Annotated in this window: 22 protein-coding genes; 13 read left to right on the top strand and 9 right to left on the bottom strand. The window is 72.6% G+C overall.

Translation table 11 applies throughout. The features are described from left to right. Positions 1 to 79: 79 nt before the first annotated feature. The 3 genes from ACFWPQ_RS44150 to ACFWPQ_RS44140 all read right to left on the bottom strand — a co-directional run bounded on the left by ACFWPQ_RS44150 (position 80) and on the right by ACFWPQ_RS44140 (position 2,922). A complete protein-coding gene (locus ACFWPQ_RS44150; protein ID WP_384048506.1) occupies positions 80 to 532 on the bottom strand; it encodes a hypothetical protein in 453 nt (150 codons plus the stop codon). A gap of 235 nt (positions 533 to 767) precedes the next feature. Further along, entirely contained in the window at positions 768 to 2,156 is a 1,389-nt protein-coding gene (locus ACFWPQ_RS44145) for a glycoside hydrolase family 43 protein (RefSeq protein WP_384048502.1), read from the bottom strand. Positions 2,157 to 2,241: 85 nt separating this feature from the next. Further along, a complete protein-coding gene (locus ACFWPQ_RS44140) occupies positions 2,242 to 2,922 on the bottom strand; it encodes a tRNA-dependent cyclodipeptide synthase (RefSeq protein ID WP_384048500.1) in 681 nt (226 codons plus the stop codon). Positions 2,923 to 3,236: 314 nt separating this feature from the next. On the opposite strand from ACFWPQ_RS44140, the gene ACFWPQ_RS44135 reads away from it, so the two are divergent. The 4 genes from ACFWPQ_RS44135 (at position 3,237) to ACFWPQ_RS44120 (ending at position 6,394) form a co-directional block, all read left to right on the top strand. Next, the gene (locus tag ACFWPQ_RS44135; RefSeq protein WP_384048497.1) at positions 3,237 to 4,103 is read left to right on the top strand and encodes a fructosamine kinase family protein; all 867 of its coding nucleotides are present in this window, start codon (positions 3,237 to 3,239) and stop codon (positions 4,101 to 4,103) included. Positions 4,104 to 4,268: 165 nt separating this feature from the next. Then, complete coding sequence (tgmA, locus tag ACFWPQ_RS44130; protein WP_089102565.1) at positions 4,269 to 4,460, top strand: putative ATP-grasp-modified RiPP; 192 nt, start codon at positions 4,269 to 4,271, stop codon at positions 4,458 to 4,460. A gap of 15 nt (positions 4,461 to 4,475) precedes the next feature. Continuing rightward, positions 4,476 to 5,459 (top strand): ATP-grasp ribosomal peptide maturase, encoded by a 984-nt coding sequence (gene tgmB / locus ACFWPQ_RS44125; protein ID WP_384048494.1) that lies wholly within the window; start codon positions 4,476 to 4,478, stop codon positions 5,457 to 5,459. 47 nt (positions 5,460 to 5,506) lie between these two features. Then, positions 5,507 to 6,394: a Gfo/Idh/MocA family protein gene (locus tag ACFWPQ_RS44120; protein WP_384048490.1), complete on the top strand. Its 888-nt coding sequence runs from the start codon at positions 5,507 to 5,509 to the stop codon at positions 6,392 to 6,394. 40 nt (positions 6,395 to 6,434) lie between these two features. Here the strand turns inward: ACFWPQ_RS44120 and ACFWPQ_RS44115 are convergent, their stop codons facing one another. Together ACFWPQ_RS44115 and ACFWPQ_RS44110 are read right to left on the bottom strand one after the other, a co-directional pair. Then, a complete protein-coding gene (locus ACFWPQ_RS44115) occupies positions 6,435 to 6,755 on the bottom strand; it encodes a hypothetical protein (protein ID WP_384048487.1) in 321 nt (106 codons plus the stop codon). Between the two features lie 44 nt (positions 6,756 to 6,799). Then, the gene (locus ACFWPQ_RS44110; protein WP_384048484.1) at positions 6,800 to 7,708 is read right to left on the bottom strand and encodes a GNAT family N-acetyltransferase; all 909 of its coding nucleotides are present in this window, start codon (positions 7,706 to 7,708) and stop codon (positions 6,800 to 6,802) included. 242 nt (positions 7,709 to 7,950) lie between these two features. On the opposite strand from ACFWPQ_RS44110, the gene ACFWPQ_RS44105 reads away from it, so the two are divergent. Beyond that, positions 7,951 to 9,048 (top strand): PP2C family protein-serine/threonine phosphatase, encoded by a 1,098-nt coding sequence (locus ACFWPQ_RS44105; protein ID WP_384048481.1) that lies wholly within the window; start codon positions 7,951 to 7,953, stop codon positions 9,046 to 9,048. 28 nt (positions 9,049 to 9,076) lie between these two features. On the opposite strand, the gene ACFWPQ_RS44100 is transcribed toward ACFWPQ_RS44105, so the two are convergent. Beyond that, positions 9,077 to 9,517 (bottom strand): Lrp/AsnC family transcriptional regulator, encoded by a 441-nt coding sequence (locus tag ACFWPQ_RS44100; RefSeq protein WP_384048579.1) that lies wholly within the window; start codon positions 9,515 to 9,517, stop codon positions 9,077 to 9,079. A 30-nt stretch (positions 9,518 to 9,547) separates the two neighbouring features. Next, positions 9,548 to 10,897 (bottom strand): transaminase, encoded by a 1,350-nt coding sequence (locus tag ACFWPQ_RS44095; protein WP_384048478.1) that lies wholly within the window; start codon positions 10,895 to 10,897, stop codon positions 9,548 to 9,550. A gap of 335 nt (positions 10,898 to 11,232) precedes the next feature. Between ACFWPQ_RS44095 and ACFWPQ_RS44090 the strand changes: the two genes are divergently transcribed. Continuing rightward, entirely contained in the window at positions 11,233 to 11,703 is a 471-nt protein-coding gene (locus ACFWPQ_RS44090; RefSeq protein WP_384048476.1) for a hypothetical protein, read from the top strand. A 69-nt stretch (positions 11,704 to 11,772) separates the two neighbouring features. Here ACFWPQ_RS44090 and ACFWPQ_RS44085 read toward each other — a convergent pair whose 3' ends face one another. Beyond that, a complete protein-coding gene (locus tag ACFWPQ_RS44085) occupies positions 11,773 to 11,946 on the bottom strand; it encodes a hypothetical protein (protein WP_384048473.1) in 174 nt (57 codons plus the stop codon). Between the two features lie 223 nt (positions 11,947 to 12,169). Here ACFWPQ_RS44085 and ACFWPQ_RS44080 point away from each other — a divergent pair, with 223 nt between their 5' ends. The 7 genes from ACFWPQ_RS44080 to ACFWPQ_RS44050 all read left to right on the top strand — a co-directional run bounded on the left by ACFWPQ_RS44080 (position 12,170) and on the right by ACFWPQ_RS44050 (position 19,000). Beyond that, positions 12,170 to 13,426: a serine hydrolase domain-containing protein gene (locus ACFWPQ_RS44080; protein WP_384048470.1), complete on the top strand. Its 1,257-nt coding sequence runs from the start codon at positions 12,170 to 12,172 to the stop codon at positions 13,424 to 13,426. 216 nt (positions 13,427 to 13,642) lie between these two features. Continuing rightward, positions 13,643 to 15,175: an ATP-binding protein gene (locus ACFWPQ_RS44075; protein ID WP_384048467.1), complete on the top strand. Its 1,533-nt coding sequence runs from the start codon at positions 13,643 to 13,645 to the stop codon at positions 15,173 to 15,175. After that, on the top strand, positions 15,172 to 15,594 hold the full coding sequence (locus ACFWPQ_RS44070; RefSeq protein WP_217548432.1) for a roadblock/LC7 domain-containing protein: 423 nt from the start codon (positions 15,172 to 15,174) through the stop codon (positions 15,592 to 15,594). Before ACFWPQ_RS44075 ends, ACFWPQ_RS44070 begins: the two co-directional genes overlap by 4 nt. Continuing rightward, the gene (locus ACFWPQ_RS44065) at positions 15,591 to 15,953 is read left to right on the top strand and encodes a DUF742 domain-containing protein (protein WP_361298425.1); all 363 of its coding nucleotides are present in this window, start codon (positions 15,591 to 15,593) and stop codon (positions 15,951 to 15,953) included. The genes ACFWPQ_RS44070 and ACFWPQ_RS44065 overlap by 4 nt, the downstream gene beginning before the upstream one ends. Beyond that, positions 15,925 to 16,548 (top strand): ATP/GTP-binding protein, encoded by a 624-nt coding sequence (locus ACFWPQ_RS44060; protein WP_217548429.1) that lies wholly within the window; start codon positions 15,925 to 15,927, stop codon positions 16,546 to 16,548. Before ACFWPQ_RS44065 ends, ACFWPQ_RS44060 begins: the two co-directional genes overlap by 29 nt. Then, on the top strand, positions 16,545 to 17,771 hold the full coding sequence (locus tag ACFWPQ_RS44055) for a cytochrome P450 (RefSeq protein WP_384048464.1): 1,227 nt from the start codon (positions 16,545 to 16,547) through the stop codon (positions 17,769 to 17,771). The genes ACFWPQ_RS44060 and ACFWPQ_RS44055 overlap by 4 nt, the downstream gene beginning before the upstream one ends. Then, complete coding sequence (locus ACFWPQ_RS44050; RefSeq protein ID WP_384048461.1) at positions 17,768 to 19,000, top strand: cytochrome P450; 1,233 nt, start codon at positions 17,768 to 17,770, stop codon at positions 18,998 to 19,000. Before ACFWPQ_RS44055 ends, ACFWPQ_RS44050 begins: the two co-directional genes overlap by 4 nt. A gap of 143 nt (positions 19,001 to 19,143) precedes the next feature. On the opposite strand, the gene ACFWPQ_RS44045 is transcribed toward ACFWPQ_RS44050, so the two are convergent. Further along, a complete protein-coding gene (locus ACFWPQ_RS44045; protein ID WP_384048458.1) occupies positions 19,144 to 20,673 on the bottom strand; it encodes a helix-turn-helix domain-containing protein in 1,530 nt (509 codons plus the stop codon). Between the last annotated feature and the right edge of the window lie 87 nt (positions 20,674 to 20,760).

Below are 20,760 nucleotides of genomic sequence, written 5' to 3'. Positions count from 1 at the left end.
GGGAGGGCGGGACGGGGGCCGCGGTCCCGTCGGCGTGTGGAGCGCCGACGGCACCGCGGTCCCCGTATGTGTCGGCCCCTCAGGACACGGGCCCGGGGACCCTCCTGCGCCGCAGCGCGTAGGCACCGGTGGCCGCTACGCCGAGGACGGCCAGTCCGCCGGCGGTGACGCCGGGCGTGGCGAGGCCGCCACCGCCGGTGTGCACGCCGCCGTGCGGGCGGTCGCTCTCCTCGTCGTCACCCCACGACGAGCCGCCCTCGTCCTTCCCCTTGCCCCCCTGGTCGTCCTTGCCACCCTGGTCCCCCTTGCCTCCCTGATCCCCCTTGCCTCCCTGGTCCCCCTTGCCTCCCTGCTCGTCGTCGTTGCCCTGATTGCTGTCGGAGTCGTACTTGCTGTCGTTGCTGCTGTAGGAAGAGTCGTCACGGCCTCCGTCGTCCCAGTCCCCCGCGATCGCGGCCTGGGCTGCGGGGGCGGAAAACGCGAGGGCCGCGGTGGCGGCCGTCGTCGCGAGGATCATGCGGGCAGAACGCATCTCGATGTCCTTCCGCCGTGGCCGGGCGCCGATACTCCATCAGCTGTAACGACCCGGCCCCGACATGAACCACCGTCAGCCAGCCCCCCGGCTCACACCATCCAGGCCGCCCATCCGTGGTGACGACACGCCCAACACCGCCCGGCTGGGTCAATCACGCGCGAGGACGCACCGCCATTCGGGCGGTCGTGGGCCCGCCGTCGGCGTGTCGCCGCACGACGGGCCCGCGGGGGCGTCAGTAGCCGACGTAGAAGGTGGCGTCGGCCTGGGCCGTGCTCGTGGAGATGGGGTCGATGCGCAGCACGTAGTCGGAATGGCGGATGTAGCGCGTCGGGTAGTTGTACGAGCGGAACGAGGACCAGGAGGAGTCGGCGAGGCCGGCCGTCCGGTAGAACGTGGCGTCCTGGGCGAACGCCGTGGTGCTGTCGTTCTCGTCGAGCTGCAGCTGGTAGTTGTAGTGGCGCAGATAGCGGGTCGGGTAGTTCACCGACTGGAAGGACACGCCGCTGCTGTCGGCGAGACCGGGGACCAGCGTCCACATGCCGTCGGTGTACGGGTCGAAGGCGTACTCGTCGATCCGGCCGACGAAGTTGCTGTGCCGGACGTATCTGGCCGGGTAGTTGTAGGACTTCAGCCGGTTCCAGGTGGGGGTGCCCCACTTGGCGACGAGGTTGTTGTACTCGGCCGTGGTGATGGGCTGGATGCCGCAGTGCTTGGAGTTGAGCGGCTGGGTGTAGGTCTTCTGGTCGAGGGCGGTCCAGGTGCCGGCGGACAGGGCGCTGGTCTGCCACGCGTAGAAGACGCCGTTGGGGTCCCAGGTGTCGCCCCAGAGGTACCAGGTCGAGCTCGACGTCAGGGACTTGACCAGGGTCGGGGCCTCGGTGCCGTTGTGCGAGACGGCCGTGGAGAACTCCGTGAAGCTGCCGGGGTCCAGCGAGGTGGAGCGGGCGCCGACGAGCGTCGAGTTCTTCTTGAAGTAGAGGTAGTTGACGCCGCTGACGCCGACCGCGAGGTCGCCGTCGATGACGTCGTAGCCGGGGTCGAAGAAGACCTGCGGGTCGCCGGCGGTGATGAAGTCGGCGGTGTAGTTGATCATGATGACGTTGTGACCGCTGCCGTTGACGGCGGAGTAGATGACGCCGTACGTGCCGCGCCCCGCGTCCCAGAAGGCCTCGGGGGCCCAGGCATGGGTGTCCATGTCGTGCAGCTTCATCCGCCGGTACCCGGTGAAGGTGCGCAGGTCGGTGGAGTCCCAGACGTGGATGTACTGGCTGACGTACGTCCAGTCGGTGCCGTACAGGTCGGTGGCGAGGACCACGAAGGTGCCGTCCTGCTTGCGCAGGATGAACGGGTCGCGCAGGCCGAGGGAGCCCGCGGTGGGGGTGGCGACGGGGGCGTTCTGGTTGAGCGGGGTCCACTGGAGGCCGTCGGTGCTGACGGCGAGGTGCAGGCCGTAGTTGGCGGCCAGCATGTCCGGGGACTCGGTGAAGTAGCACATCACGTAGGCCGAGTTGGTCGCGGCCTGGGCGGCTCCGGCGCCGAGGGCGAGGGCGCCGGTGGCGGCGAGGGGGACGGTCGCGGCCGCACCGAGGAAGTGGCGGCGCGACAGGGGGGTGCCGTTCATGTGCGCTCCAGACGAGGGGGATTGTCCGGGATTTCGGACACGGTTCGGAAAACCGATCAGAAACTAGAGGGACGCGTGAGGCGCGTCAATGCTTGCGTAACAAGGGAGTTACTGGGAATTCGCTGTGTACGCCGGGAGCATGGCGGCCGCAGACCGCAGCCCGGGGGCCGCAGACCGGGAGCCGCGGCGACGGACGCGAGACGACCCACCCGACGGGGCCCGGTACGGGTACACATGGCCCGTCGTACTCCAGGAGGACCGCGCGCTGCCGCGCGTCGGCCGGCTCTCCGCGGGTGGCGAGGAAGCGGCCGACCAGGTCGTCGCAGACGGCGCGGAAGTCGTCGTCCTCGCCCGGCTGCCGCTGCAGCCGCCGGTGTATCTCCTGGTACGCGGCGTTGGCCCGGAAGTGGGACATCGGCTGCCGGCGCAGCCGTGCGCCTCCCGGATCGGCCTCCGCGGCCGCGTTGCGGACCTTGGCGCGCACCCCGCGCACGCCCTTCACCGCTTTGCGCCGGGCCTCGCCGGGCGGACAGCCGAAGGCCTCGTACATCTCGGCCACGCACAGGTCGGTGTAGACGAAGTCGACCCTGTCGAAGTGCTCCAGTCCCCACCGGGCGAGGCCGTGCGGGCGCCGGGCGGAGAAGTAGCCGTTGCCCACCGACACGCCGATCACCGCGTGCGCGCCCTCGTCGTGGATGACGCGGCAGTGGGAGGTGTAGGGCCGGATCTCGAAGGCGTCGGCCACCAGCACGGATGCCGTGGTCAAGGGGGGGTACCCTCCGCCGTGCGCGTCCCGGCCGGGCCTTGTGCCCTGGTTTGTGGCGCTGCGGCGAGGCTCAAGTCAGCCGCGTCGGGTCGACGGGGGGTAGTGGCTGCCGGATGTTGGCCGGAACCCGTCGAGGCGTCGATGGAGGCTCCGTGGAAATTCAGCTGCTTGCGGGCGAGGAGGATGGGATTCTTCGCTACGGCCCGATGAGTACCGCAGGGGAGGTATCACCGCAGTGAACCGTATGTGCACGACTTCCGGGATCCCGGCCGCCACAGGCCGGGCGATCGAGGACGGCCCGTACGCCGGTGGCCGTGGCCGACTGCGGTGAGGGGCCGGGCGCGGCGGCCGTCCGGCTCACCGGCCGGCGGGTCGCTGCCGAGCGGGCGCGGTCGGGCGGCCTGTGGGAGGTGACGTTCGAGGGCGGTCCCGCTGCCGTGGTCAAGCGCGGCGACGGTCCCGGGGCGGTACGGGCCGAGGTGGCCGGGCTGCACTGGCTGGCCGCCGCCCGCGCGGTGCCGGTACCGGAGGTGCTCGGTCACGACGAGCGGTGGATGGTGACGGAGCTGGTCCCCACCGGGAGTCCGGGCGCCGAGGCGGCGACGCGTTTCGGCCGCGCCCTGGCCGCCCTGCACGCCTCGGGCGCCCCGGCCTTCGGGGCGGCGCCGCCGGACGGCCCGCGCGACGCCTGGATCGGGCTCGCCCCGATGCGCAACGAGCCCGGCACCGAGTGGCCGCGCTGGTACGCCGAGCAACGGGTGCTGCCGTACCTGCGGGCGGCGGTCGACCGGGGGACCCTGCGGCCGGGCGAGGCCGCCGTGATCGAGCGGGTCTGCGAGCGGCTGCCGGAGCTCGCGGGGCCGCCCGAGCCGCCCGCCCGGCTGCACGGCGACCTGTGGAACGGGAATGTCCTGTGGGGCGCCGACGGCAGGGTCCGGCTGATCGACCCGGCCGCGCACGGCGGGCACCGCGAGACCGACCTCGCGATGCTCCGGCTGTTCGGCTGCCCGTATCTGGACCGGATTGTGGAGGGTTATCGGGAGGCGGCTCCACTGGCCGACGGCTGGGCGGAGCGGATCGGGTTGCACCAACTGTTCCCGCTGCTGGTGCATGCCGTGCTCTTCGGACGGAGCTACGCCGAACAGGCTTTGACGACATCCCGGAATTTCGCGGACATGTGACACCGTCATGTGCCGGACGGGAATGTGAAATCGGCCACGTGCAGGAGCGATTCGCCGCTTCTCCCTTAACAAGCTCTTAATTCGGGCTGAGATTACGCAGAGTAAGGAAACCAACCACGCGTTCGAATCGTATAAGTGCATGGAAGAACGAAACAGGGAGAGACCATGCAACCGTTCGCGCTCAACTACGCACGCCCCGCAGTGCAGTTGGACGTCACCACTCCGTACGCGTATGACTCCGGACTGCAGTTGAACGTTCTCCACGATGGCCGGATCGCAGCCACCGATCACGCAACGCTCAGAGCCCTGGGGACCACGACCTCCACCGCGGGCTCCAAGACGCACTTCGACGACTGATCGCGGACCCTCACGATGACCGTGCTCATCCTGACCAGTGACGAGGACGTGACGGCGGACATGGTGGTCCTCCGGCTGCACGAGGCCGGAGTGCCCGTCGTCCGTCTCGATCCTGCCGATCTGACCAGCGGTGTGGCCCTGTCGGGCGAGTATGTGCAGGGCGTCAGCCGCGGACATCTGTCCGTGAACGGGCGCCTGGTGAGCATGAACGGCCTGCGCTCCATCTGGGTACGCAGGCCGGGGGCGGCGGCCGCCCGGGCCGCCCAGCCGTCGGACTGGCTGACCGAGGAGTCCGCGCAGGCGCTGTACGGCATGCTGCGCGGGACCGACGCGCGCTGGATGAACCATCCGGACGCGGCCGGCCGGGCCCGCCACAAGCCGTGGCAGCTGCGGCTGGCGCAGCGCAGCGGGCTCGCCGTGCCCGCGACGCTGATCACGACGTTTCCGCAGGCGGCCCGGGAGTTCGCGGAGCGGTTCCCGGACCTCGTGGTCAAGCCGGTGTCGGGCGCGCATCCGCAGGAGCCGCCGCGGGCGGTGCCGACCAGCCGGGTGGCGCCGGACGCCGACTTCGCGGCGGTGGCGTTCGGTCCGACGCTGTTGCAGCGCCGGGTCACCAAGCGCGCCGACATCCGGCTGACGGTGGTCGGCGAGCGGCTGCTGGCCGCCCGCAAGCCGGTGAGCCCGGACGCCCACCCCGACGACGTGGACGTCAGGTTCGCGCCGTCCGACTCCCCCTGGCGGGAGGCGGAGGTACCCCCGCGAGTCGCCGAGGCCGTCCGCACGTATATGAAGGACGCCGAGCTGGCCTACGGTGCCTTCGACTTCGCGGAGGACGCCGACGGCATCTGGTGGTTCCTGGAGTGCAACCAGTCGGGCCAGTTCGGGTTCGTCGAGATGGACACCGGTCAGCCGATCGCCGAGACCATCGCCGACTGGCTGGCGCACGGCACCGACCGGTGCCGGTCGTACGTCAACGGCGGGCGGAGCACGACGCCTTGACGGGCTGGGCGACGACGTGGAACCGGGTACGGAGAAAGGAACGGGAGATGCGCATCGCACTGCTGGGCACCGGGCCGTGGGCGCGGGCGGCATACGCCCCCGCGCTGGCGGGGCACGGTTCGCTGGACTTCGCCGGGGTGTGGGGCCGCCGCCCCGAGGCCGCCGCGGAACTCGCCGGGGAGTACGGCGTCCGGGCGTACGAGGACGTGGACACGCTGCTCGGCGATGTGGACGCGGTGGCCGTGGCGCTGCCGCCGGTCGTCCAGGCGGAGCTGGCGGTGCGGGCCGCGGAGGCGGGCCGGCATCTGCTGCTGGACAAGCCGCTCGCGATCGGCGTCGCCGAGGGGCGGGCGGTGGTGGAGGCGGCGGAGCGGGCCCGGGTCGCCTCCGTGGTGTTCTTCACCACCCGGTTCCAGCCGGAGCCGGAGGCGTGGATCGGTGAACAGGCCGCCACGGGAGGGTGGTTCACGGCCCGGGCGCACTGGCTGGGGTCGCTGTTCACCGGTGAGAACCCGTTCGCCGACTCGCCGTGGCGGCGGGAGAAGGGCGCGCTGTGGGACGTGGGTCCGCACGCCCTGTCCGTGCTGCTGCCGGTCCTGGGCGACGTACGGCGGGTGGCGGCCGCCGTGCACGGTCCCGCGGACACCGTTCATCTCGTCCTCGACCACGTCGACGGCGCGTCGAGCACGGTGACCTTGAGCCTCACCGCGCCCCCGGCGGCGGCCGGGGCCGACGTGGAGCTGCGGGGCGAGGCGGGGGTCACGCTCCTTCCGAGGAGTGCGGAAGGAGCGGTCCCGGCCCTGACCCGGGCCGCCGACGCCCTGATCACCGCCGCGCGCACGGGCCGGGCGCACCCGTGCGACGCGGCGTTCGGCCTGCGGGTGACCGAGATCCTCGCGGAGGCGGAGACCGTGCTGGGCAAGGACATCGGCTAGCAGGAGCGCAGGACGTCGGTCAGGGGGAGCGGCGGTTCGGCTACTCCTTGTCGAACGGCTCGTCGCTCCATCTGAACCAGGCCCGGTCCCCCTCGATGTGCAGCAGGAACTCGGGGACCGGGCCGTCCGGCGAGATCAGGGAGACCTGGCGGTGGATCTCGTCGTGGACCTCCTCCCAGGCCTCCCAGTCCTCGTCGTCGGCCAGCGCCAGCTCCCGGGCGAAGAGGTCCTGGACGCCGGCGAAGCCGGGGCCGGGGGTGAAGGTGCCGTGCAGCCAGGGGAAGTCGGCCTCGTCGACGACGATCTCGCCGACCGGCCCCCGCCCGCCCCGCACCTGCCAGACGCCACCCTCGAGCCCCATGCCGGCCCCTCCCGTCAGCTGTCGGTCACCCTGCCGTCAGCATGTCACCCGGCACTGACAGCGGCCGCCGCCCAGAAGCTCACCCGCTCCCGGACGACGGGGTATCCGGCCCGGGCGAAGTGCGCGGCCATGGGGGTGTTGCCCTGGTCGGTGGCGGCGGCGACGAACTCGGCGCCGTGCTCGACGAGGAAGTGCGTGCACTCCACGAGCAGGTCGTAGGCGTACCCGTGCCCGCGCCGTTCGGGCAGGACGCCGATGAACCCGACGCAGGGCCCGCCCGGATTGCGCCCCGGGATGTGGATGCCGACCGGGTCGCCGTCGGGGGTGCGGGCGATCTGCCACCACTCGCGGGGCGAGGGCATCCAGTGGAAGAAGTCCATCTCCTCCTGGGCCGCCTGGTCCACTCCGCCCTGCTCGATGGCGCGCCGGGAGTGGGCGTCCAGGGTGACGGAGTGGATGCGGCGCAGGGCGTCGAAGAACACCCGGTCGTCGGGTTCCGGGGTGAAGACGAGGCGGCCCGGCCGTTCGGGCAGGCCGCACTCGGGTGTCCAGCGGTAGTTGTAACGCTCGACAAGGAGTTCGAAGCCCGCCTTGCGGGCGGCGGTGAAGCGGGTCTCGGCGGCGGTGCGCAGGGCGGGGTCGTCGTGCCAGCCCGTGGGCAGGTCGAGTTCCAGTTCCTCGACCTGCCAGGGCGCGCCGCGCAGCAGCTCCGCGCCGGCCTCCTCCTCGCCCTCGGCCACGTCGAACCAGTTGATCAGGAGCGGCTCGGTGGCGTCGGGGGCACCCCACCAGGCGGCCCGGGCGACCACGCGCCCGTCGCGAAGGGCGACGCGCTGCCAGTCGGGGCGGAACAGGGTGCGCTGATGCTTCTCCCGCAGGCGCAGCGGGTCGGGCAGGGTGTCGAAGAGGTGGGCGGTGCTGTCGTCGAGCGTGCGGATGACCGGATCGGTCACGGATTCCTCCGGGATAGGTGCTACGAGAGCGCTCCCGGGTCAGCTCTGACCTGTCACGTCCGGGAAACGGGGAGGGAGCGCGGAATGGGTGTGATGTACATCGCACTCGCCTCCTTCCGTCCGGTCTCGGGCGTGCGCTCATACGTTAGGGGACCGGCCCGGACGCGTCCACGGGTTTTCCGCAGGCGGCTTTTCAAGATCAGAGCGGGTCCCGTGACCGGTCACGGGCGTAGCTTAGGGATGTGACTTCGGTGCGCGGCTGGTCGTCGCGCGGCCACCGGGACGGTCGTGGCTGGTTGCAGGGTGCGCCGCCGCCACGCTGGGTGCGGGTGCTGCCCGTCGCCCTGCTCGCGGTGGTGACGGCGGCCACGCTGATCAGCCCCGACGGACACGACTTCGGTTTCCTCCTCGGGGCCATCCCGCCGCTGGCCGTGCTCTCCTACGGCCCGCTGGCGACGGCCGTGCTGAGCTGCCTGGTGGTGCTCCTGCTCAACGTGCCCGCCACCCATCTGAACCACCCCGGCGACACCGACCTCCTCACGGTCACCTTCGTGGCGCTACTGAGCGTGTTCGTGTCCTACGTGCGCAGTCACCGGGACGCCCAGCTCCTCACCGAGCGGGCGGTGGGCGAGGCGGTGCAGCGGGCGGTGCTGCCGCCGCTGCCGGAGCGGGTCGGCGCGGTGGGGTGCGTGGGGCTGTACCGGGCGGCACAGCACGGCACGCTGGTCGGCGGGGACTTCTTCGACGTGCGCGACGGCCCGTACGGGGTCCGGGCGGTGATGGGGGACGTACGGGGGCACGGGCTGGCCGCCGTCGCCACGGTGGTGTCGCTGCTCGGCGCGTTCCGGGAGGCGGTGCTCGACCTTCCGGACCTGGAGTCGGTGGCGACGCGGATGGACCGGAGGCTGGCGGTGGACTCGGCCGACGTCCCGCACGCCGAGCTGTTCGCGACGGCCCTGCTGCTGGAGTTCTCCGCCGATCTGCGGTCGGTGCGGATCGTGGCCTGCGGTCATCCGGCGCCGGTGCTGCTGCGGGACGGGCGGGCCCAGGAGGTGGCCGTCGCACCGGGGGCCCCGCTCGGGCTGGGGCTGGTGGGAGTGGACCCGGCGAAGGAGATCACCGTGGAGCTGGACCGCCGCGACCGGCTGTTCCTCGCCTCGGACGGGGTCTGGGAGGCACGTGACGGGGCCGGCGGCCTCTATCCGCTCCCGGAGCGGCTCGCCGGGTTCGCGGGCGTGGACGCGGTCGCGCTCACCGAACAGGTGTGGGCGGACCTGGCCGGGCACTACGAGGTGCGGGACGACGCCACCATGCTCGTCCTGACGCCGGCCATCGACTGAGGTCCGGCCCCGCCGCACCGCCGGGCTCTCAGCCCACGTCCCACAGGAACCGGTGGGTGTGGATGCCGAAGTACGGGAAGGGCCGGACCTCGCGTACGCCCTCGATCGGCCGGACCACGTCGTTGACGAAGTCGAGGAGGTCCTTCGGGCCGGGCGTGACGACCTCGGCGAACAGGTCGAAGCCGCCGGAGGTGAACACGGAGTACACCACCTCGGGGTGTCCGGCGAGCGCGTCGGCCACGGCACGGGGGTCGCCGTCCACGCCGATGCCGAGCAGGGCCATCGCCTGCCCGCCCATGGCCATCGGGTCGGTGACGCCGACGACCTGTACGGCCCGGGAGTCCAGCAGTCGCTGCAGCCGCTGCCGGGCCGCCGAGGCGGAGAGGCCGACCTTCGGGCCCAGGTCGGCGTAGGCGATACGGCCGTCGGCCTGGAGCTCGCGCAGGATGGCCCGGTCGATGTCGTCCATGTGCACCACGTCCCCTCCCCCGCCGTCGCCTCAGCCGGCCAGTTCGAGCAGTGCGGCGCCGAACACCGCGGTGTGGGTGTCGACGTCCTGCTCGGTGGTGTCGGGGCACATCAGGGCCATGTTGTGGAACGGGGTGAGGAGGATGCCCCGGTTGGCGAGGTAGAGGTGCAGGAAGTCCTCCAGCTCGGGGTCGGCGGCGGCCTCGGACGCGGTGCCGGTGCGCGGGGCCGGGGCGGCGAAGCGGTACTCGGTGCGGGCGCCGAGGCGGCTGACCGACCAGGGCAGGCCGTGCGCCTCGACGGCGGACCGGACGCCGGTCTCGAAGCGTGCGGAGAGCCGGTCCATGTGGTCGAACGCCTCGTCGGTGAGCACGTGCTCCAGGGTGGCCCGGGTCGCCGCCACCGAGAGCGCGTTGCCGGCGAGGGTGCCGCCGACCCCGCCCATGTCCACCAGGTCCAGGTCGGCGCGGGCGAGGAGCCGCTCGGCGAGGTCGGCGGAGAGGCCGTAGGCGCCGGCCGGGATGCCGCCGCCGATGGCCTTGCCGATGGTCAGCAGGTCGGGTTCCAGGTTCCAGGCGGCGGTGCAGCCGCCGGGCCCGGCGGAGAAGGTGTGCGTCTCGTCGTTGACGAGCAGCGTGCCGTACTGCCGGGTGAGGGCACGCACGCCGTCCAGGTAGCCGGGCTCGGGCAGGACGATGCCGATGTTGGTGAGGGCGGGTTCCATGAGGACGGCGGCCACGTCGCCGTGGGCGAGTTCGCGCTCCAGCTGCTCCAGGTCGTTGAACTCGGCGACCCGGCTGGTCAGGGTGACGTCGCAGGGCGCGCCGACGTTCCCGGGGCGGGGCGCGCCCTTGCCGTCGGGGCCCACGACGATGAGGGACTCGTCGACGCTGCCGTGGTAGCTGTAGCTGTTCACCAGGATCTTCGGGCGTCCGGTGACGGCGCGGGCGAGCCGGATCGCCCACCGGTTGGCGTCCGTCGCGGTGAGCGAGAAGCTCCAGCGGGCGAGCCCGAAGCGGCGGGTCAGCTCGGCGCCGACCCATTCCGCGTCCTCCGTCGGCAGCATCGCGGTGGCCCCGCCCAGCTCGGCGAACCGGCGCTGCACCGCCTCCGTCACGGGGGCCGGGGAGTGACCGGCCATCGCGCCGGTGTCGCCGAGGCAGAAGTCGATGTACGTGTGCCCGTCGACGTCGGTGACCCGGGCGCCGCGGGCGGTCGCCAGGTACCGGGGGAAGGCTCCGGCGGTCTTGTTCATCCACGTCATGGGGACGCGGCCGAAGAGATGGCCGGCGTCAGCATATGCCGCCCGGGAGCGGGGGTTCCGCCGTTCGGCCTCGGCGCTCTCGCGGACCAGGAGGGCGTGCAGTCGGGTGCGGTCCATGGAGTACCCCTGGTCGGATGCGGCGGCGACGGAACGACGGGAGCGTACGACCGATACAGCTCCCACATCAAGGCGTGACACTTGAATCGATTGCCGAGACAGTGGAATCGAGTGAGATCGTCAACAACGGAAGATCTTCCGTTCTGCGCAACATCCGCACCAATGCGCAGTGTTCGAACATCCGCCCTCAAACGCCATGGTTCGCCACCCCTTCCGCCAGTTAGAAATATCTACCAGCATGCATATGCCGGGTTGGCGTGCGGACGCGCCGACTGCCCGGTGTCGGTCGTTCCCTGCACCCGAAACAGGTGAGCGGATATCTCCCGGAGCAGTGCATGACGAACACGATGTGGATGCAGGGTGTGGAATGGCTCGCGGCGGCCTCGGCGGACCCCCGGGCGTGCAAGTGGGAGTGGGACCACGGTGAAGGCGTCTCACTGCTGGAGGCGGGCCGCTTCTGGGATGTGCTGAGCGTGCCCGACCGGCTCGGTCTGCTCACGCTGGACCTGCTGTGGCGGCCGTCCCTGCCGGTGCCCGGGCCGACCCTGGTGGACACCGCGGCGGGCCGGGTCGGGTTCTTCCTGCCCCCCGACCCCGACGGCGGCTGGATCGGGTCCGGACTGCGGTACACGAGCAAGGGCGCGTGGGTGTCCGTGCCGCCGCCCTACCGGCCCGCGCGTTTCCTGGAGTGGCTGGTGCCGCCCGACGGCAGCGGCGCCCTGCACTCGCCGGTCACGCTGGAACTGGCGCTGCGGGAGGCCAACGGCACGCTGGCGGTGCTGCGGCCGGTGTGCGACGAGCAGTGAGGGCGGCGGTCGAGCAGTGCGGGCACCGGTCGAGCGGTGCGGGCGGCCGTCGAGCGGTGCGGGCAGCGGTCAGCGGCGGGGCAGCAGGATGAGGACGGCGGCCCAGCGGCTCTCCGGTTCGGCCGGCACCGTACGGCCCTGCTCCCGCCATTCCCTGACGAGTTGGGCGTAGATCGGCTCACGGGAGCGGAGGGCGCGCGGCTCCTCGACCGTGCGCCAGGGCGTGCGAGGGGTTCCGTCCATGCCGGGGCAACGCCCGGGACGCGCTGGTGGTACGCGCCGTACGGCGCGCTCACCGGGTCGGGTGAGCGCACCCCCCCCGATCGGGCCCGGCCGCCCGTCCTACAAGCATTCCGGCGGCCCGTGGTCGGCAGGCGGCGTCGGGCCCTCGCTCGTATTCTGTGAAGTCAGGGTTCTGACGTCCGACCCCACCGCACGTTCGCTCTCACGTGCTTGGAGTCAGCCCATGCCGTACACGTCCGCCATGCTGCGCCGGACGGCCGCGATCGCCGTCGTACTGGGGGCGCTCACCGTGCCCCTCGCCGGAGCACCCGCCGGAGCACTCGCCGCCGCACCGGCCGCGTTCGCCGAGCGCTCGCCCACCCCGTCGCCGTCCGGCAGTCCGGACGTCCGTGACATGACCCCGGCGGTGGCCCGCCAGCTCGACGCGGTCGTTCAGCACGTCATGCGCGAGGCGGACGTGCCCGGCGTGACCGTCGGCGTCTGGACGCCCGGCCAGAGCGACTACGTTCGCTCCTTCGGGGTCGCGAACAAGGCCACCGGGCAGAAGATGTCACCCGACCTGTACATGCGGATCGGCAGCGAGACCAAGACGTTCACCGTGACCGCGCTGCTCCAGCTGGTCGACGAGGGCAGGGTGGGCCTGGACGACCCCATCGGCAAGTACGTCGACGGTGTGCCGGGCGGCGACCGGATCACGCTCCGGGACCTGGCCGGAATGCGCAGCGGGCTGTTCAACTACTCCGAGGACGCGGGCTTCTTCAAGGCGCTGACGTCGGATCCGCAGCGCGCCTTCACCCCGCAGCAGCTGCTCGCCTACTCCTTCCGGCATCCGGTGATGTTCCAGCCCGGGGAGAAGTTCTCCTACTCCAACACCAACCTGATCCTGCTCGGCCTGCTCGTCGAGAAGGAGAGCGGACAGCCGCTCGGCGACTACCTCGAACAGCACGTCCTGAAGCCGGCGGGCATGAGCCACACCCTGTTCCCGACCGGGAACGAGTTCCCCGCCCCGCACGCACAGGGCTACACGAACCAGACGGCGACCGGGAAGGTCCAGGAGACCGCCGGCTGGAACCCGTCCTGGGGCTGGGCCGCCGGCGCGATGATCTCGAACCTGGACGACCTGCGCACCTGGGCGCGCACCGTGGCCACCGGCGTCTTCCCCGACGGCGCCACGATGGTCGGACCCGTCGTCCAGAAGCAGCGGCTGACCACCCCCTCGACCGGCATCCAGGGCGCCGGGTACGGCCTCGGCATCTTCGACGTGCAGGGCTGGATCGGGCACAACGGCTCGCTGCCGGGCTACGAGTCCCTGACCGTCTACCTGCCGTCGACCCGGACGACCGTGGTGGTGCTCCTCAACACCGACATCAGCTACAAGGGCGACATCGAGCCCAGCACCCTGTTCGGACAGGCGATCACCCGGGTCGTCTCCCCGGACCACGTCTTCAACCTGCCGGTGCCGGCCTCCGCCACGCGGTGACGACCGGCCCGCGCACAAACCCAACTCACCGCCCCCGCCTGGCATTTCCGACACTTGACACAGAAGCGAACAGTCGCCGGGCGGATTCGAAGTGATGTAACGATTCACCGTGCGGGGCCGGTCAATGACGGTGTGTACTGTGCTGCGAGCGCCACATGGGAGGGCCCCGGGCTCTCCCTGCCGTCTGCTGCCCTACTTCCCCTGGAAACCGATTCCATGATCGAATTACCGGAACTGGTGGCCGGCGGTCTCGCCGCCGGAACGCTCTCCGCGCTCGCCCTCGGCGGCAGCCTGGTCAGGTCCCGGCGCCAGAAGGCGGCGCTGCGGGCCGAGGTGACGGAGTTGCGCGCCCAACTGGAGGGCGCCGAGGGCGCGTTCATCACCGAGGTCGAGCATCTCGCGGCCCGCCGGATGCCCGCGGCCGCGGCCCAGCTCGCACATCCGCACCTGCGGGTGCCGGGCCCGGCCCGGCAGCACACGCCCGGGACCCCCACCGGGATCGCGCTGGAGTACGTGCTCACCGCGCTGCGCGAGGAGCTGACCGCGCAGCGCAACCGGATCGACGCGGCCGCGCAGGCCGGCCTCCGGGGCGCCACCCGGGAGATCCAGGCCGCCCTGTACCGCCTGCAGGACGCCCTGCGGGGGCTCCAACAACGCTACGACGATCCCGAGTTGGCGCAGACGCTGTTCGCGCTGGACCACGAGAACGAGCAGTCGCTGCGGCGGGCGCAGGTCGCGGCCGTGGTGTGCGGGGCCTGGGTGGGACTGGCCCGCGAGGAGTCCCACGTGGTGGACGCCGTCACCGGCGGCCAGGCCCGGCTCTCGGGCTACCACCGGGTCGAGGTCAACAACCATCTGGAGCCGGGCACCGCCCTGGTGTCCCACGCGGTCGAGCCGGTCGCCATCATCGTCGCCGAGCTCCTCGACAACGCGCTGCGCCACTCGGCGCCGGACACCGACGTCGTGGTCAATCTGGAGCACGTCCACCACGGGGTGTGCGTCACCGTCGACGACGCGGGTCTCGGCATGACGCAGGACGAACGGGCCCGCGCCCAGCGGCTGGTGGCGGGCAGCGACCCGATCCTGCTGACCGACCTGGGCGACCCGCCGCGCATGGGCCTGGCCGCGATCGGCCAGCTCACCCGCCAGTTCGACCTGAACGTCGACGTCTCGTCCCCCTCGCCCTACGGCGGGGTGCGCGCGGTGCTGCGGGTGGACACCCACCTGCTCGGCCGCATCGACCCGGGCGAACGGCCGCCGTCGGTCAGCGCGCCCCGCTCGACCCGGGAGCGCGCGGCGCGCAGGGAGGCGGTGCGTGAGCGGGCCGGGCGTGAGACGGCGGTGCGCGAGACGGCGGTGCGTGAGACGCCCTTGCCTCAGACCGCCGTACACGAGGCGGCCGTACACGAGGCGGCCGCCGTGCCGGAAACGGCCGTGCCCGAGATCGCGCCGGCCGAGTCCCCGATGCCCGCCACACCGGCACCGGCCGGGTCGGCTGCCGAGCACGAACGCGCCCCCGCACCCGGCCACGAGGAGCCGGGTGACCTGGGCGGTCTGCCGCAGCGGCGCCGTCGGCACCGTGCCGCCGCCCCCGGCGCGCCCGAACCGCAGCCGGCCGCGCGCCGCCCCGAGGAGGCGGCCGCGGCGCTCGCGGCCCTGCAGTACGGCACCGCGGCGGCGCGGGCCCCCAAGCGGGCGAGCACGCCCGATCCCCACCGGACCGACGACGAAGGAGGAGCGGCCAGATGAGCAGCCGCGATGCGGGCGAGACGGCATGGGTGCTGGACCCCGTCCTGCAGGTACCGCATGTACTGGCCGCCGTCCTGCTCACCCGGGACGGCCTGGCGACCGGCTACACCGACGGCCTGTCCCAGGCGAGCGCCGAGCGGGTGGCCGCGATCACCAGTACCGTGCAGGGCGCCTGCCGGGCCGCGGCGGCCGCGTTCGCGGACCGGGACCGGGCCGAGGTGCGGCAGGTGGTCATCGAGTCGGACCACGGGTACGTGCTGATCGTGCCCACCGACCACGGCACCTGTGTGGCCGCCTACGGGGACCCGGAGGTGCGGCTCGACCTGCTGGCGCACCGGGTGCACTCGCAGGTGGCCCGGTTGGGTGAGAAGGCGATGGCGGCCGCGCCCAGAGGCTCCGACGGCGGCGCACCGGCATGACCGGCCGCCGTGGCGGCCGTCCCCTGGTCCCCGCGTACCTGTCGACCGGCGGTGTGGCCCGGCCCAGCCGTCCGCACCTGGAACGGCTGACGGTCCTCACCCGTGACGGGACCCCCCTGCCCGCCGGTCTGCCCGCCGCCGAACTGGCCCTGCTGGAGCTGCTGTCCGGCGGCGCGCTGACGGTGGTGGAGGCGGCGGCGCTGCTGCGGCTGCCGTTCTCCGCCGCGCGGGTGCTGGCCGCCGACCTCGTCGACCGGGACCTGGTCCAGGCCCGCGCGCCGATCCCGCCCGCCGAACGGTTCGACCCCGACCTGCTGAAGAGAGTGGCCGATGGCCTCCGCGCCCTCAAGCACCAGTGAGCTGCCCCGCGCGGGCGGCACCCATCTCCCCGACGGCGCCCGCGACCTGGTGAAGATCCTGGTCACCGGGCCGTTCGGGGTGGGCAAGACGACCCTGATCGACTCGGTGTCGGAGATCCGCCCGCTGCACACCGAGGAGCATCTCACCGAGGCCTCCGTCCATGTCGACGACCTCGACGGGGTGCGGGAGAAGGAGACGACGACCGTCGCCATCGACTTCGGGCGGATCAGCCTGTCCGGCGGGATCGTGCTGTACCTGTTCGGGACGCCCGGGCAGGACCGGTTCCGGACGCTGTGGGACGACATCTCCTACGGGGCGCTCGGTGCCCTGGTCCTGGTCGACAGCCGCCGGATCGACGCCTCCTTCGACGTGCTGGGCCTGGTGGAGGAGGCGGGGCTGCCGTACGCGGTCGCCTTCAACGCCTTTCCCGACGCGCCGAGCCACTACACGGGCGACCAGCTGCGCGCCGCCCTGGATCTGGAGCCCGGCACCCCGATGGTGACCTGTGACGCCCGGGACGCGCACTCCTCGGTGGACGCGCTGCTCGCCCTCGTCCAGCATCTGATCGACGACCGGCCGGCGGAGGCCCGATGACCGCCCAGCAGTCCTTCACCGTCTCCGGCCCGGTACGGCTGTGGGAGGACGGCTTCGCACGCAACCCGCAGGGCTACTACGCGGCGCTGCGCGCCCAAGGTCCGGTGGGCTGGGCGGAACTCGCGCCGGGCACGCCCGCGTACGTGGTCACGGAGCGGCGCGCCGCCCTCGACGTGCTGCGGGACGTCGAGACCTTCTCGCACGACCCGCGGGGCTGGGAGGCGACCGTCCCCGAGGACTCCCCGCTGCTCGGCATGATGCGCTGGCGGCCCAACGCCCTGTTCTCCGACGCCGACGCGCACATCCGCTACCGGACCACCCTCATCGACGTGTTCGACCTGATCGAGCCGCACGACCTGCGCCAGCTGGTGCACCGGGCGGTACGGCTGCTGGTCGGCCGCTTCGGGCCCCAGGGCGAGGCGGACCTCGTCACCGACTTCACCCGGCCGCTCATGGCCCTGGTGTTCAACAACCTGTTCGGGCTGCCGGACAGCCAGGGCGACCGGCTCAACGAGGGCCTCCTGAAGATGATGGAGGGCGGCGCGCAGGCGGCCGAGGGCGAGGCGGACTTCGTCGAGTACGTGCTGCGGCTGATCGCCGCCAAGGTCGAGGAGCGCGGCGAGGACCTGCCCAGCATGCTCCTGGACCATCCCGCGCAGCTGACCCCGGAGGAGGTCACCTGGCAGGTGTTCCTCACCCTGGGCGCCGGCTACGAGCCGACCACGAACCTGGTCTCCAACGCGCTCTCCCGGATCCTCGGCAACCCGCTCTACTACTCCACGCTCACCAGCGGCGCCCGCCCGGTCATGGACGCGGTGGTCGAGGTGCTGCACCACGAGACCCCGCTGGCCAACTACGGCATCTACTACGCGCGTCGGCCGGTCTCCTTCCACGGGGCGTGGGTCCGGCCCGCGATCCCGGTGGTGGTCTCCTTCGGCGCCGTGGGGCTGTTCGCCGAGCGCGAGGACACCGGCGGCCGGCGTGCCGCGGACGCCTCGCACCTGTCCTGGGGGGCCGGTCCGCACGCCTGCCCGGTCCGGCACCACGCGCTGCTCATCGCGACCGAGGCGATCGAGCAGCTCACCCTGTGGCTGCCCGACCTCGACCCGGTCGTGCCCCGCGACCGGCTCAGCTGGCGGCCCGGCCCCTTCCACCGTTCGCTGACCTCGCTGCCCGTCCGGTTCAGCCCCCGCTCCCCCGACCTGCCTGGAGAGACGTCGTGACCGTCACCGACCGCATCGCTCTCGACCCGTTCGGCTCCGACATCCCGGCGGAGAGCGCACGGTTACGCGCCCTCGGCCCCGTCGTGCCCGTCGAACTGCCCGGCGGCATTCCCGCCTGGGCACCCACCGGCTACGACGTGCTCAAGGACCTCATCCTGGACCCCCAGGTCAGCAAGGACCCGCGCAAGCACTGGCGGCTCTGGCCCGAGATCGGCGAACACCCCTCCTGGGGCTGGGTGGTGAGCTGGATCGGGGTGTTCAACATGCTCTCCGCGTACGGGCCCGACCACACCCGGCTGCGCAAGCTGGTGGCGCCGAGCTTCACGCACCGGCGGACCGAGGCGATGCGGCCGCGGGTCGCGGCGATCGCCGCGGAACTGCTCGACGGGCTGGCGGCCGCGGGGGCCGACGGCTCGGTGGTGGACCTGCGGGCCGGACTGGCGCAGCCGCTGCCCATGCGGATGATCTGCGAACTGTTCGGGGTGCCCGACGGGATGCGGGACGACACCGGCGCGCTGATCGCGGCCATCATGGACACCTCCGACCCGACCCCCGAGCACGCCGCGTTCGTGCAGGAGCGCATCGGCACGGTCCTCGGCGGGCTGATCGCGCACAAGGTGGAGAACCCGGGCGACGACATGACCACGGAACTCATCCGGGTACGTGACGAGGACGGCGACCGGCTCAGCGACGAGGAACTGCTCTACACGCTGCTGCTGGTGATCGGCGCCGGTTTCGAGACCACGGTCAACCTGATCGGCAACGCCGCGGTGGCGCTGCTGACGGATCCGGCGCAGCTGGCGGCGGTGCGGTCCGGGACGGTCGGCTGGGACGCGGTGATCGACGAGACACTGCGGGTGCATCCGTCGATCGCCTCGCTGCCGCTGCGGTTCGCGGTGAGCGATCTGAAGGTCGGGGACGTCACCATTCCGGCCGGGGACGCGATCATCACGACGTTCGCGGCGGCGGGCGTGGACCCGGCGCACTACGGGCCGGACGCGGCCGCCTTCGACGCCGCGCGGGGTGCCGACGACCATCTGGCGTTCGGGATCGGGGTGCACCGCTGCATCGGGGCGCCGCTCGCCCGGGCGGAGGCGCTCGCCGCGCTGCCCGCGCTGTTCGAGCGGTTCCCGGGGCTGCGGCTCGCGGTCGGGGAGGACGAGCTGCGGCAGGTGCCGTCGTTCATCGCGTTCGGCTGGCAGGAGATCCCGGTACGCCTGGAGGTGTGAACCGGGGGTCGCGACGGGGCGGCCGGGGATCGCGGGGGCGGCGACCGGTCCCCCGTTCCGGTCGTGCCCCCGCGCAATGTGAACCTACGTCCGGATCCGGCCGTTGGGTATCGCGCCGGTGCCCGTTCGGGGACGCCGAGGACTCACCCGTGCACAGGTGAGTCCGGTTGGCCCTGATTCGCCGGGAGCAGGACGGGTGCGGTGAGGTCCCCGAGGGCGAGATGGGCCAGGACGACCTCGTACAGGTCGGTGCCGGCGGCCAGCAGCTGGCGTTCCAGGACGGGTTCGGCGGTGCGGACGTGTTCGCGGACGGTCTGGGCGTGGACGCCCAGGTCCTGGGCGGCGCGTTCGGCGTTCCCGCCGGCGGCGATCCAGGCACGCAGGGTGCCGCGCAGGTCGCGGCCGTCCCGGACCAGCCGGTCCAGGAGGTCCTGCGCCCAGGCCCGCAGCGCCGGACTCGTCAGCAGGCCGTCCAGGCGGACTCCGGACGGCTCGGGCACCGTGGCGGTGAGATCCTCCGTCAGCGCCGCATGGGTGTTCAGGGCCAGATGGGCGGCGGCGCGCACGGTGAGGTCGGAGAAGTCGGCGCCGAGCAGCGCCTCGACCCGGTCCATGCGGGCGCGCACGGTGTTGCGGCTGACGCCGAGGACCTTGGCCGCGCTGACGGCGGTGAACTCCAGGCCGAGGCGGGTGGTGGCGAGGAGCTCCGCGCGGGTGTGGTGGGGCAGGGTGTCGAGCGGCCGCAGCACCGCGGTGGCCCAGGCGTGCAGCGCGGTGGGGTCCATCAGCCGTTCCGGGTGGGTGCGTTCGGCGTAGACGGCGGCCTGGTCGGGGCGGAAGTGGGCGACGGCGAGGGCGCTGACGGCCTGGCCGTAGGCGGTGGCCGTCTGGGCCAGGTTCTGCCGGACGCTGCCGCCCAGGAAGGTGCCGGGGCGGCCGTCGACCAGGGAGCGCAGCCGCTCCGCGGTCGCGGGTGCGGGGCTGAGGACGATGACGTGGCCGTCCATGGCGGGGCAGCGCACGACGAGGGCCTGGCCACGGGTCATGTCGAGGCAGTCCTCGGCCAGGCCGTCGCGTTCCGCCGGGTCTCCCTCGACGATGTACACGCAGGCGCTGTCGGTGTCGAGCAGGCCGGGCCACAGGCCGGCGGCCACCCGCCGGGCGGAGACCGTGTCCTCCACCATCAGGAGCTGCAGGATGGCGAGGCGCAGGTCGGCGGCGGCCCGCGTGAGCCGGTGCCCGGCGGCCGTCAGCTCCCGCTCGCGCAGCAGGAGTTCGACGACTCCGGCGGTGTGGGTGACGATCTCGGCGGAGCGCCGGTCGAAGGGGGTCGCGCGGGCCACGGCGAGCAGTCCGGCGGCCGCGGGACGCGGGACGCGGGCGCGGACGGCGACGAGCCGCAGGTGGCGGTCGCCGTCCTGGACCGCCGCGGCGGAGATCCGTCCGGCGACCACGTCGGCGACGAGTCCGGAGTCGAGGGGGATCGCGGTCCCGGCGAGCAGCCTGCCGTCGGCGTCCTGGAGGCAGACGGTGCCCTGCACCGCGTCGGCGAGCCAGGCGAGCACCCGGCGCGGGTCGCGGGCGCCGGGACGCAGATGGTCGAGGAGCCGCAGGGCCCACTCCTCGCCGAGGGTTGCCGGGTACGGGGGGCCCTCGCCTGCTCGGCCTGCCATCTCGCCCTGCCCCTCGTCCCTCGCGTCCGCCTCGGTCCACGGACGTTACCCGATGAACGGGGCCAGGTCCCGGCCACCGGGCACGGC

Origin of the sequence: Streptomyces sp. NPDC058464, assembly GCF_042721035.1 — a bacterium.
In the GTDB taxonomy this organism is placed as follows: domain Bacteria; phylum Actinomycetota; class Actinomycetes; order Streptomycetales; family Streptomycetaceae; genus Streptomyces.
Note: the sequence above shows the minus strand (reverse complement) of the source record. Positions and strands in the feature narration are given on the sequence as shown.